Source organism: Pirellulales bacterium, assembly GCA_033762255.1.
In the GTDB taxonomy this organism is placed as follows: Bacteria; Planctomycetota; Planctomycetia; order Pirellulales; family JALHPA01; genus JANRLT01.
This window is the reverse complement of record JANRLT010000021.1, coordinates 194306-207519: the sequence shown is the minus strand read 5'-3', so window position 1 is coordinate 207519 and position 13214 is coordinate 194306. Positions and strand designations below refer to the sequence as shown.

6 protein-coding genes are annotated in these 13214 nt (G+C 54.2%); 5 read left to right on the top strand and 1 reads right to left on the bottom strand.

The annotated features are described in order from the left end of the window. Nucleotides 1–488: 488 nt before the first annotated feature. Nucleotides 489–2348 (top strand): hypothetical protein, encoded by a 1860-nt coding sequence (locus SFX18_06425; protein MDX1962769.1) that lies wholly within the window; start codon nt 489–491, stop codon nt 2346–2348. A gap of 279 nt (nt 2349–2627) precedes the next feature. Next, on the top strand, nt 2628–5666 hold the full coding sequence (locus SFX18_06420) for a hypothetical protein (protein MDX1962768.1): 3039 nt from the start codon (nt 2628–2630) through the stop codon (nt 5664–5666). A 132-nt stretch (nt 5667–5798) separates the two neighbouring features. On the opposite strand, the gene SFX18_06415 is transcribed toward SFX18_06420, so the two are convergent. Beyond that, entirely contained in the window at nt 5799–7076 is a 1278-nt protein-coding gene (locus SFX18_06415; protein ID MDX1962767.1) for an NAD(P)/FAD-dependent oxidoreductase, read from the bottom strand. A gap of 297 nt (nt 7077–7373) precedes the next feature. Between SFX18_06415 and SFX18_06410 the strand changes: the two genes are divergently transcribed. The 3 genes from SFX18_06410 (at nt 7374) to SFX18_06400 (ending at nt 13208) form a co-directional block, all read left to right on the top strand. After that, the gene (locus tag SFX18_06410) at nt 7374–7718 is read left to right on the top strand and encodes a hypothetical protein (GenBank protein ID MDX1962766.1); all 345 of its coding nucleotides are present in this window, start codon (nt 7374–7376) and stop codon (nt 7716–7718) included. 948 nt (nt 7719–8666) lie between these two features. Continuing rightward, on the top strand, nt 8667–10658 hold the full coding sequence (locus SFX18_06405) for a polyprenyl synthetase family protein (GenBank protein ID MDX1962765.1): 1992 nt from the start codon (nt 8667–8669) through the stop codon (nt 10656–10658). A gap of 207 nt (nt 10659–10865) precedes the next feature. Beyond that, nucleotides 10866–13208 (top strand): hypothetical protein, encoded by a 2343-nt coding sequence (locus tag SFX18_06400; GenBank protein ID MDX1962764.1) that lies wholly within the window; start codon nt 10866–10868, stop codon nt 13206–13208. Nucleotides 13209–13214: the final 6 nt, after the last annotated feature.

Sequence of the window (13214 nt, the reverse complement as noted above, 5' to 3'; positions counted from 1 at the left end):
CGATCCACACCGATTTTTTGTGAGAAAATTTGGAAATGTCAGAAAGCGGTTGAATTGACGTATCATGGCTGGAAAACAACGCTTTTTGTAAGAAAAGGATGGGCTGAAACGTGGTGTGTTGCAACCTGGGGAAATACGTAAAGCGGAAAATGCTTTACTTTTGGCCCCTCCCCCCGACAAGCATTCATCTTAGCAACAGATTGCAAGGAATTATCAATATTCACAACAGTTTTTCATGAAATTCGAAAACTATCCCGTCGTCATAGTCCAGAAAAAATATGTCAGTTTTACGGACGATAACTTGCGAGTTTTGCTTTTCACCTAAATAATCTAGTTATTACCGCGGAGGGATTTTAGTTGCCTGCTGTTTGCGCGGCAAATAATCAGAAAATAGGTTCCGCCTGTAGTTCCTGGTCCCAATTCAGTATTGTAAAACCAGTCGTCACCCGCCAATTTCATTTTTGTTACAAAAATAGAGGTTCTCACCCATGCCCTACCCAAAAATTCCGGCCTTGGGCCGCCCCCTGATTGGTCTGTGTCTGTGCTGGCTTTTAAGTTGGGGGCTGGATAGTAATCACGTGACGGCCGATGAACCCCAAAAACCCCACGGGCAAGATACCGTCCCCGGACCGGCGCTTTCTCCCGCGGAGGCCATTGCCAAAATGACCGTCCCTCCGGGATTCAGCGTTGAGGTCGTCGCGTCAGAGCCGGACCTGGTCAATCCCGTGGCCATGACCATCGACGAACGGGGGCGCTTTTGGGTGACAGAAAGCCTGGAATATCCCCGCCGGGAACCGGGAGCGGGAAAAGACCGGGTCAAGATTCTCGAGGATACCGACGCCGATGGCAAAGTGGATAAAACCACCATCTTTGCCGAAGGGCTGAATATCCCTTCGGGCGTGGCGGTCGGACATGGAGGCGTGTGGGTGGCCAACGCGCCCGATCTGTTATTCATGCAAGACACCAATGGCGATGACAAAGCTGACAAAGTTGAAGTGATCGTGACGGGCTTTGGCCGTGACGACACCCATGAATTGCCCAACTCGCTAACCTGGGGGCCGGATGGCTGGCTTTATGGTATCAATGGCGTTTTTAATAATAGCCACATCCATTATCCCGAGGGTTCGCCGCATCATAAGGCCGACCATCCGGGTTGGAAGTTTACCTGCGCCATCTTTCGCGTGCATCCCCGCACGCGCGAGTTTCAGGTTTGGTGCGAAGGGACCAGCAATCCCTGGGGGATTGCCTGGGACAATCACGGCAGCCTGTTTATTAGCGCCTGTGTCATCGACCACCTGTGGCATTTGACCGAAAGCGGTTATTATCAGCGCCAGGGGGGGCCTTATCCCCCGTTTACCTGGGCCATGCGTTCGATTGTTGATCACAAACACCAAAAAGCCGCCTATTGCGGCATCCATTATTTCGACAGCGACGCCTATCCCGAGCAATACCGCGAAAAACTGTACATGGGGAACATTCACGGCAATTGCCTGAATAGCGATCATATTGAGCAACGGGGCTCCACCTATTTTGGCACGCCGCTGCCCGATTTTTTAAGCGCGAACGACGCTTGGTTTATGCCGGTCGTCCAAAAAACCGGTCCCGATGGCTGTCTGTATGTCCTGGATTGGTATGACCGCTATCACTGCTACCAAGACGCCAACCGTGATCCGGGTGGAATCGACCGTTTACGCGGGCGGTTGTATCGCATTCGCTACGAGCAAACCCCGCGCGCGGGCGTATTTGATTTGTCCCGCGACAGCGACGAACAGTTAATCGCGCGCCTGCAAAGCCCCAATGTCTATTACCGCGACATCGCCCAACGGATTTTGAGCGAACGGCAGTCAAAAACCGCGTTGCCAATTTTGGAAAAACTGGTCCAAGATGAAAAGCTTCCGGGGAAGTATCGGATGCACGCCTTGTGGGCGATCCTGGGGGCGGGGCAATTATCCGAACAGATGTTGGACTATTTGCTACGGCAAGATAATCCCGCGTTGCGGGCCTGGGGAGTCCGAGCAGCGGGGGATCAGGGAGAAGTAAGCGCGGCGGCACTAGCTATAATCACGGAATTAGCCCAAAAAAGCCCCCCCGAGGTATTAATCCAAGTCGCCATCGCCGCCAAAAAGCTCAAAGGAGCCAACCCTATCAAGTTGCTGTTTGATGTGCTGGTGTCGGCGGAAGAAGATGAGCATTTGCAGCAGATTGTGTGGCATAATTTGCATCCCTTGCTGGGGAAAAATAGCAAAGAGTTCATGGCCCTGGTCAAAACGCGGGATCTAAAAACCACACCGGGGTTAAAGAAACTCATGCCACGGGTAACAGAACGTATTTTAGCGGGTTCCAAGTAACCTCCTTAAAAAATTCATTTTACAAATTCCACCGCCTGAAGCTTGCGATAAATCAAGTATCTTATTTGACTTTTGCCCCGCGGTGGACTATCTGTAATACCAGATTCCATTCAGCCGCATAGTTTTTTTCCAGCTATGTGGTGGGCGTCGCGTGCGGACATGCGCTAATTTACCCATGGCAATTTCCCAGCCGTACAGGCCACTCCATACACAATTGCAAGAATATTAATTATCAATCCAGCCTCCAAGCCAGTTTAACATCTTTCTGAGGAGCATCACATGACCAAAGCGCACATTCGCCGCGCGTTGTTAGCCAGCCTTTTGGCCGGAACTTGGGGCCTGTCCGCTGTTGCCGTTGACGTCGACTGGAACGGTCCCGCTGGTGACGACTGGACCGTGGCCGGCAACTGGAGCACCGGGGCATTACCCGGTCCCGGTGATAACGTGTTTATTTTCGCCTTTGGCGGAGTGACAAAAAATCTGGTCTATACCGGCGCGATCCCCGATACCATCAATGAACTGGTGCTGGCCCGTGAGGGGGATGGAACCGTGACACTGGACATGACAACCGGCACCCTCAATGTCAATAGCTGGTTGAATGCGGGGCAGGGGTTTGGACCGGTCCCCGCGACAGGGACGGGGATCATCAATCTAAGCGGGAATGCCATCTTAAATTCGACGCACAGCAGCGGCGGCGAAACGGTCATCGGAGTCGGGTTTTCCGCTTTTCCCGGGAATCGTGGGGAATTAAATATCAAGGACACCGCCCAGTACATCCAAACCGCGAATGAATTTCGCCTGGGAGGGGAGGCCGCGACGATTCTGGGCGATGGGATTTTAACCATTAGCGGTAAAGGGGTGTTTTCTCATTTAGGGGGCGGGCAATTTCGTGCCGCCAATAGTGTTGGCGTCAATGGTTCAAAAATCTTGATGACTGATAACGCCCGCATGACGTTGGATGGTTTTTCCAAGTTTGGTCAAACGGGCAAATTAGATGTGACGATTCAAGATGATGCGATTATCGAACTGACTCCCGGCCAAAAATCATTTATCGTCGCGGAAGATTTGTCCAGCGAGGCAATTTTTAATCAAGCGGGAAATTCCGCGGTCAATGTGGGATTGCCGGGGGCAAACTCGCTTTGGTTTTCCATTGGCGGGTTTGGGCGGGCAACTTATAACCTGAACGGCGGCACGATCACCGCGCATACGGATTTGGGGTTTAATGTCGGTGATAATGGCGGCGCGATTGGCGTCTTTAATTTAGCCAATGGGACCGCCAATGTCCGCGAGGTGTACGTTGGCAAATTTGGCAATGGCGTGGGTGTGATCAATCAAACCGGCGGCTCGCTGCGCAATCTGGGCGGGGGGGGCGAATGGCGCGTCGGCGGAGCCAGTGGTCCCGGTGACGTCACGGCTTATGGCATGCTCAATATCAGCGGGGGCACCTTTGATTCCAGGGGTAATAATCTGCAAATCGGCGCGTTCGGCCGGGGTGTGCTGTACCAGTCGGGAGGTCTGATTCAGAACGACACATTCCCAGCCATTGCCCGCTTTACCGCTGATTCCCGCGGCGTGGCTTACCATACCGGCGGTACATACACGCACTCCAACGCGGCTTTATTTCATATTGTCGCAGAGGAAGGCATCGGCCAAATGACAGTCGACGCCAATGCCACTGTCGAACTCTTTGGCGGCCTCTGTATCGGCATACAGCCTTCGGCGGTGGGCGTGGTCAATCTCAATGGCGGCGTCACACTGGCCGAGCGGGTTTTTACGCTAAATCCCGGATCCTATTCGCAGTTGAACTTTGACGGGGGCACACTGCGGGCGATCAACGATCGAGCGGACTTTTTAGAGGGATTGGACGCGGTCACAATCAATGATGGCGGGGCGGTCATCGACACGAACGGACGCGTCATCACGGTTAATCAGCCGCTCTTGGCTCCCGCGGGGGATGGTATCAAGGAGATCCAGCTCGCCAACAATGGCTTTGATTACGTCGGCGCTCCCATTGTCGAAATCACCGGCGGCGGAGGGACCGGCGCGACCGCCATTGCCAAAATGAACGGCGACGCAGTTGATAGCATTGTCATCACCAATCCCGGGCAGGGATATACCTCGGCCCCCACAGTCAATTTGCTGGGAGGCGGCATGCCCGCTCCGGCGGTGATTGGGCCGATTGCCTTGCAGGCTAACAGCAGCGGTGGATTAACAAAAGTTGGCCCAGGCGCGCTTCTCTTGTCCGCCGCTAGCACTTATACGGGGATTACCCGGGTTAGTCAGGGAGATTTAGTCCTGCTACCGGGGGCTTCCTTGCAGACTCCATTAGTTGATGTGCCGGGCGTGGGGCAATTTTGGCTCAGCGGCATCGCTCCCGCGCTGCTCTCTGGCACGCCTATTGTGACTGGCACGGCTAATAGTAACTTGATTGTGAACGGGACCAATCAAATCGCCGGACGCGTCACTGGCCCAGGCACGGTGATGCAGCCGAATGGCGAATCGCGGGGAAATACGAATATCGCCGCCAAATCCACACTCTCCGTCAAAGGTTTGCGGCAAAATAGCGTCTCACTCGATGTAGGCTCCATACCGGATCCCACCCGCCTGCAAATCACGCCCAACGGCGGCGGGGCCTTGGGCCTCATGATCGTCAATAATACCCTAGCCAATCTGGGTTCCGGCTTGCCGGGGTTGAACATTGGCAATGACGCCATCCTGGACCTGCACGACAATGACCTGATTGTGTATTACGAAGGGAACGCCGCCGATCCCAATCCGCTGGCTACGATCACGCAATATATCGATAACTATTACAACTTTGGCATCGCCACGGGGAGCGGCGTGCCGGTGATTGGCAGCACGGTGGTCGATCTGTCGGGGGGATCGCGTGTGATTATTGCCGTGGATAATGCCAACAGCCAGTTTGGGGACATCGGCAATCCCTTTTATGATCAGACATTGGGAAATTCCACGCTGGGGACTGGGTTTAATCAAATCATTGTTCGTTTTACCTATCCGGGTGACTACAACCTGGACGGCCAAGTGGATGGGGCGGATTATGTGGTGGTGGATTCCAATCTAGGGGCGAGCACTCCGGGATTATCCGGCGGCTGGACCCTGGGGGATGGAGACTTTGACGGTGTGGTTTCCGCCGCGGATTACCTGCCCATTGACAGCAACTTTGGTTCGGGTGTCGGCAGCCCCCTGGCCCAACCCGCGGTTGCGGCCATTCCCGAACCCAGTGTCTGGTTTTTGGCAGGCATCATCGGCGGGGGGGTGGCGTTAGCCAATTGGCGGAGAAAGCACTTTTCCGCTTGATCCTCCCCCTGCTGGTTCAAAGGGTAAATTTCAGCAATGATTTTCAACAATCGCAATCAAAATAAAACAAGCCCGTGTCAGACACGGGCTATCATTTTTGGGTTATACCACATTATGAATAAGCAGCAGCGTCTATCCCACAAGCTGTTGCTCGCGATACTCGCGCAGGCTGGTCCGGGCGTGGTTCAACGGTTCGATGATGGCGTCCACCTTGTCGTCAAATAAATCGCCGATCAGCAAATCCGTGAGGATTCCCTTCATGTTGGGATATTCCTTGACAAAGCGGCCAAAATTTAGCCCATCATAAAAATCGCAAACCAGTTGCCGCATGCGGTTCATCCCCCGTACAAAACCGGGTTCCCACTTGCGGAGTTGCGTTTCGCTATAATCGCCTAGGCGCACCGCCTCGGCAATGTTGTCCGCCGCCAATTGGCCGCTTTTGAGCGCGAGCAACACGCCGGAAGAGTACAAGGGATCTAAAAAGCCAAAGGCATCCCCCACCAGCACCCAGCCGTTGCCAGCGACCTGAGTGCTGCGGTAGGAATAATCCTTGGTCGCATAGAACGGGGCGCAGCGCGTGGCGTTCGCAATCCGTTGCAAAGCGGCTGGGCAAAGGTGTAGTTCTTCGGTATAGATGGCCTCGTGATCGCCTCGACTCGCCGCAAACAGCGATTTAAAATCCGAAACCACCCCCAGGCTGACGACGTCGTCATGCAGGGGGATAAACCAGAACCACCCCTTTTTGTCGGGTGTTTGAATGATAATGGTTGCCCCGGCGTCAACGCCCGTATCGCGGAAGGCCCCTTTCCAGTAGGTCCAGATCGATCCCTTTTTCAAATCGGGATCTTTTACCCGCAGTTTGAGCTTGTTGGCAATAAAGCTGCTTTGGCCCGTGGCGTCAACCACCACGGATGCGTGGACCTGGTGTTGGTCCCCCGCCGCGTCCAGTAGCCGGACGCCACTCGCGCGATTCCCTTCCCAAACGACATCCAGCACGCGCACCCCTTCCCACGCCTGCACTCCTTGCTCGCGGGCGTTATCCAGCATCATCTTGTCAAATTCGCTGCGTAGCACCTGCCATGTTCGCGATGATTCCCCCGGTTTATGGTCTGTAAAATAAAACGGTTCGCTCACTTTGCCCTGGGCATTCACAAATTGCACGCTTTCCTTGCGCACAAAGCAGCTTGTTTTCAGCTTTTCCAGCATCCCCAAACGTTCCAACACCCAATACGTCTCGGGGATCAAAGATTCCCCAACGTGAAAACGGGGAAAAGTTTCTCGCTCGAACAGGGCGACATCGACGCCTTGTTGTGCCAGTAAGGTGGCGGTGGTTACACCCGCCGGTCCTCCCCCCAGCACTACCACCTGGGCGGCCGAGGGGATGGTATGTAGGGAATTCGTTTGGATCATGATGATTTGGGACCTAGGTACTTCAAAACGGATTCTTCCATTAATGTAAGAACAGTATTACCGGCTATCGTCCGCCGACAATAGTTGTTTGGACGAGTATTTTCCGCAAAAAAGCTCGTTGTAGGTGTTTTGTTTCGCAAGTCAATACAGCATATCAAGTTACATCGATAAAGCACACTCGTATTTTCGCGTAAATCTTGCGTATTTCGCTTGCCTCTACTCCCCTTAACAGCGGATAATGACGCCGTTGGGATTCTGCCGATGGAGTCTAAGGGGGCAGAAGTCGGCGGACTTTTTGTGCTGACAGTTGCACAAGTGCACGTCCCGGCAACTGACACGAGTACACTTTTAAACCGGGCTTTTCAAACCGAGGTCTCGATGGCGGAATACAGCAAGTACCAACAGAATATTATCAAAAATTACTATGAAAATCTCTCCACGCTGCAATTGCAAAAACTGAGCGAGCAAGTGACAGAATTGTATTTGGCCGAGGGAAAAGCAAGGGAAAAGCGCTGGACGCAGATCATGGTCTTGCTGGAAAAGATGAAAATTCCCGCGGACCGTATCGCCCACATACGCAAGAGCGACAATCCCGCCCTGTTAGCCAAGCTGGTTGAGGAGTTGCTGGCCAAAGCGGGTTAAATCTTGCACGATCCTCCATTTAATGTGGGCTGTGGAATAATGGGGCTGTGGAAGGACAAAGTGTCATAAGCCAAGTGGGAAAAACCGACCCGCTTGTGTTAAATATAGATTAATTACTACTAATTTTCTTGGACAATCGGCTTAACCCTCAAGTTCGGCGTAGTCGACGCCGAATGAATAAAGCATCAAGTTGCCCATAATTGGCGCATATTACCAAGTAAACTCATCTTGACGAGTTTCCCTGGTTTTTGCTCCAATCTGGCCAACCTGCCAGGGATGGCGGAATTTGCCCTATCTAAGTGGGCAATCTTTAGCCAGCCCGGGCCGTGTGCAATTTGCCTTTTCCCTTTTCAGTGCCCTAAGGGAAAAAGCCGCTAATCGACTTGGGCACCTGGTAACGAGGAGCCAACAGAATGGCCACTAAGAAAGCTGCCAAGACCCCCGCCCCGAAGCGCTCTCCCAAGAAGGCTGCCACCAAGAAGCCTGCTAAGAAAACGGCCAAAAAGTCGTAGCTTGCCTTCGCTTGGCAACTGCGTGCCTGATGCGGATGGGGAACTGTCCAATTCTTTTCAGGCCGCCACAACAACGAGACAGACCGGTGCGGCATCTTTGTGATTCGCACCGGTCTATTTATTTAACCCGCTCCTTACCGGGGGAATTTTTATCCACCCATCTATCCGGACCGGGCCGAATAATTGGCCGGTTTTTATCGTGGGCCCTGTTTTTTGATTATCCGCCAAGAAAAAAATCCCCGCAGGGCCAAATCGAGACGACAAAAAGTTAATAATCGGCGGGAAATTGCGGTTTGTAAATTAATTGCTGAAAAAGAGAAGTTTGCGGCATCTCGACAAAAGAACCGATTTTCGGAATAATTTCCCAGATGTTACAATCCACCCGGATTTGTGACATTTGCTGGGAAAGAATGCTCACCTGGCAAGGCCTTTCCCCATGCATACAATTTTGTCCTCAAAAAACATATCCAGCGATCCTGTTTTACCCCCTACCAGTGTTGCTGCCACGGGGGGCAAGTCCGCGACGATAAATTCCGTCGCGTCCGCTGGCATGAATGGGCATGCTTTTTCTGGTTACGCCCCTAGAGAGGAAAAACTTTCCGCACAGCGGCAGGAAGGCTGGCAAATTCCTCCCACTCCCCAACAACGTCAAGAATTGCGAGGGGTTGTTCGTAATGCCGTCCCGCACTGGAATATCGAACGCCTGACAGCCGCAGAACTAGCCGACTTTGCACGCAAAATACTACACGAACGACAACTAAATTCGGAATATCACGCCTGGGTGATGGTAATCGCCGCGGGTGAATACTGGTCGGAGAAAATTCGTCAGATTCCCCCTGAACGAATTTTGTTGTTGCTTCCCCCTGTCACAGGGGGGGGCTCTTCCGGACGCTTAAATGCTTCCTGGCAACAGGTGGCCCTGCAAAAATCGCAGCAGCGAGGATTTCAAGTACTCTGCACGACAGAGACCGACGCAATCTTACACGCTCTGTTATCGGGGCGTGTTCAGGGAGTACTGGGGGTGGATACCCTGCAAAATCTGGAAAAAGCCTGGCAAAAGCTTTTGCCCCTGGGATTGCCGTGTGTCGCGATTCCCTTGCTCGATGCCGATGCACCCCGTTTTTCCCCAGAAAAAACTTCGTCCAATTCCCCTCATCCTGCCGTCGATGAGGCCTGGGTCTGGGAATTGCTGGACTTGGCTGGCTTGCCAAATTCCATTGAGGCAGACGATTCACGGGCACCGCACACCCACAGGTTTTCACAGAAACATCCTGAGGGTTCTGTGTCCGGTGTGGATGCAGGCTCCCGGAGGGATGAGATCGCGGCGGTGTATTTGCCGATTTGGCAAGGGGCGGCGGGGATGTTTACCCCGGAGATGCTGGAACAGCTTGTGCCGCGCTTTCGCGGTGGTCCCTCTTTGGCGGCGATGAATGGCAAAGGAATTTCCGGCCTTAGCCCGATCTGCGGAACCGAAGCCCTGGCGTATGATTTTTTGACCCGCGGTGGGAAACATAGCCGCCCGTTTATTACGCTGGGTGTTTATTTTGCGTTGACCGCCGGGGATTTTCCCACGCCGCGGACCGCGCGGGATTGGCTGGCGACGTTGCCTGCCAGCATCAAGCGCGTCGCCATGTCGATCGAGACCTTTCACAAGGCCTCGCTGGTTCATGACGATATCGAGGATGACGACCCGTTTCGCTATGGGTCACCCACGTTGCACCGTAGTTATGGCATTTCCACGGCGATAAATGTGGGGGATTATTTGATAGGCCTGGGGTATCGGCTTGTTAGCCGGGAAGCGGCGGCGTTAGGTCCCGCGGTGGTGTCGGACATTTTAGATTGTTTGGCGGACGCCCACCTTAAACTAACCGAGGGGCAGGGGGCGGAATTGCTGTGGCGGGATTCCCACGAAAAGCACCTTAGCCCCGCCGAGACGCTGCAAATTTACGCACTTAAGACTTCCCCCGCGTTTGAAGCGGCATTATTCGCCGGTTTGCGGCTGGCGGGTCCTCTGACCCCCTATCGCACCGTCATCTATGATTTTGCCCGGCAGCTCGGGATCGCCTTTCAAATCCTCAATGATCTGGGCGATTGGCAGGGGGACGACCATAACAAATTGCAAGCGGCGGGAGATATTTTAGGGGGGCGGCCGACAATCCTCTGGGCCTTAGCCCTGCAAAATTTACCCCCGACGGACAGGCAGCGCCTGCGACAACTGGCGGCGGGAGAATTGTCCCCCACGGCGTTGGCCGAAATTCGCCAACTTTACCAGTCTGCCGGAGTCTTAGAGACCGCGCGGCTGCTGGTGGATGAACATCGGGTTCAAGCCCTGCAGGCCATTAGCCAGGTGCAACCGCCCGCGTTGCGGGCGTTACTGCACCATTTACTAGAGTTGGTTTTAGGCTGCCAAGCCCCCTCGGCAAGTTAATAACACGACCGCACAGCGTAAATGATCTAAATTCCCTTCGTATGTGACAATTTATCCGGCAAATTTGTCGTTTTTTTAATTATTGGACAAAAATTTGCTTAATTATTAAGGTCATGTTAGGATTGCAGGCAGACCGCTCATTGCCGTGCAGTATTCTTTTGCACTAGCGTATTGTCTCGCCCCAAAAGAATGCAATCGGGGACTGCCATGAAACGTCGTCTCAAGGTCGCGGGAAAAGACCACCCCGCCCCCTCCACAAAAACGCAATTTAAACTGCGCCCCAAGTCGTTTCCCAAGGGAACGCTGATTACCGGGGCGTTGTGGCTGCTATTCACTATCGGGCTGTATCTCTTTGGCCCGCCCGAAATCCCTTTTGCCGCGCAAAAAATATTGGGATTGGTCCATGCCAGCCTGGGGGCCTTGGCAGGCTGGTTTGGCGTGCGGGAATTTTTGAAAAATAGGCACCACGCGCACCACCACCATGCGGAGGACTCCCACGGCGACAGCGCGTTAATGCGGCCCGAGAGTCTGGAAAAAAAGGCTGCCCTGGCTTCCGCCCTGAGCACGCTGCATGTACCGGCTACCGCCCAGGCCGTTGCCGATCCCCCCAAACATCCGGCGGCGCACCCTCATGATCATGCGCATTTGCTGCAGTTTGGCACGGGCCGGACCAAACGTCGTTATGCCAATATTACGGCGGGGGTGTTATTCGCGATCTTGTTTGGCTGGTGGTGGACCCCGTTGGCACCCATTGATCGTTCTTATGTGGATGCCAACTTAGAGACGGACTTGCGCGAAGCGGCGGCCACGGTATGGCTGACGCTGGTGGATCCCCACATTGCCGTGGTCGAGGTTCCCCTTATCCCCTTAAAGACCGAGCAGGACGCCAAAAAAATGCGTCCGGGCGGCGCTCCGTACCGGCAGGGATTAATTGCCCTGGCCCAGCGGGATTTTGAAAAAGCCCGGACTCAGTTTAATAATGAAATCTCGACGAAGGGAGAACAGGCGTCCGTCGCGGAATTGGCCCTGTTGCAGACGGAATTGTTTGCGGGGAATTTCCCGGTGGCGGTCAAGAAATCGGAGGAACTGCTTAAAACACAAAAAAATGACCCTATCCTGCAAACGTACCTCACTATCGCCCTGCTCCACACGGGGCAATTTCCCAAGGCGCTGGCCCAGGCCAAAACCTTGTACGACCAAGCCAAAAGCGGCACTCCGGCTGGCAAACTGACGGCCATCAATTTGCTTTTGGCCGTTTACATCCAACAGGGGCGTTGGGACGAGTTGCTCCGTCTGGAAAAAGCGGCGAATTCCCTTAACTATGACGAGTCGACCCCCATTTTGGCCGCGCTGAAGAACAACTTGGGCGTGCTGCATTTGTTGGCCAGTCCCCCGGATACGGCCGGCGCGCAAATTTTGCTCAGCCGGTCCCAGGACATCATTCGCACCGTCCTCGATACGGACTCGGCCACTTCCCGCAGGGGAGCGTATCTGGCGATTCCCCTGCAAAACCGGGCGATTTTGCATTGGCAACTTGCCCAGACCAATTCGGCTTTTGCGGATCTGGAACAAGCGGCGGCCCTGCGGGGCCATTTGCCAACCAGCCATCCGGCGCATGCCAGCTCGCAGCTACAGCGGCAGTTTCTGGCGAATTGCGGCGGCATCACCGCAGATTATCCCGCGGCGCAGTTACAGTACAAGCCGCTGTTGGCCCAATTTACAAAAACAGACACGCGCGCCTTGGCCGCGCAACTGCTCCATAGTCGATATCTGTTTGCCCGGGGAATGTATTTGGCGGCGGAGCTAAAATTGCAAGAGTTTCTGGCCGCCGGGCAGGCCCGGTTTTTATCGCATCATCCCGCCATGATCGAGGCGCAGTTATTATTGGCCGAATCAATACTAGAGCGGGCAAATGGCGGAGACCTGCAAAAAACTTCCGAGGATGTGCTAAAAACACTGGCGCCCCCCCTGGCAATCCTGGCCGAACGGGGCCGCGAACTGCACCCGCTAAAACTTTGGGCGTTAGGGTTGCAGGCCCGGGCTTTGGCCTTAGTTGGCAAGGAAAAGGAGGGGCTGGAAGGTCTGCGGCAAGGACTGGAAATGGCCCAAAACTCCCTAGCGAATGTGGAAAAGTCCGGCAATTATCCCCTGCACCCCGCTGTGGCAAAATTGTTGGCCACCCGGGCGTTGGTTAGCCTGGGACCTAATCCTGGCAAAACCCAATGCGATGGGGCGTTAAAGGATTATCAAGCCGGATTAGAGCTTTATTTGGCGGCCATGGAAAGCGAAACCGCCGATCAACCGTTGGCCTGTGCGATGCTCTTGGGGATCGCGCGGACGCAATTGCTGGCCAAGCAACCCTCCGCCGCCCTGACGGTCTTGCGAAGGTGGGAGGCCGAGTCCTTACCCGCCCTTCCGGAAAATCATCCCCACGCCGCCGACGGGTTGGAGCTTTTATCCCAAGCGCTTAAATCCAGCAATCAATCAGCCGCCGCCGGCGAATATGAACAGCGCGCTAAATCGATCCGCGCGGCTCTGCAAAAAAGCTAGGCAATA

Excerpts from the sequence above, each read along its gene's own strand:
- SFX18_06425 (MDX1962769.1), top strand. The coding sequence starts at position 489 with ATGCCCTACCCAAAAATTCCGGCCTTGGGCCGCCCCCTGATTGGTCTG.
- SFX18_06420 (MDX1962768.1), top strand. The coding sequence starts at position 2,628 with ATGACCAAAGCGCACATTCGCCGCGCGTTGTTAGCCAGCCTTTTGGCC.
- SFX18_06415 (MDX1962767.1), bottom strand. The coding sequence starts at position 7,076 with ATGATCCAAACGAATTCCCTACATACCATCCCCTCGGCCGCCCAGGTG.
- SFX18_06405 (MDX1962765.1), top strand. The coding sequence starts at position 8,667 with ATGCATACAATTTTGTCCTCAAAAAACATATCCAGCGATCCTGTTTTA.
- SFX18_06400 (MDX1962764.1), top strand. The coding sequence starts at position 10,866 with ATGAAACGTCGTCTCAAGGTCGCGGGAAAAGACCACCCCGCCCCCTCC.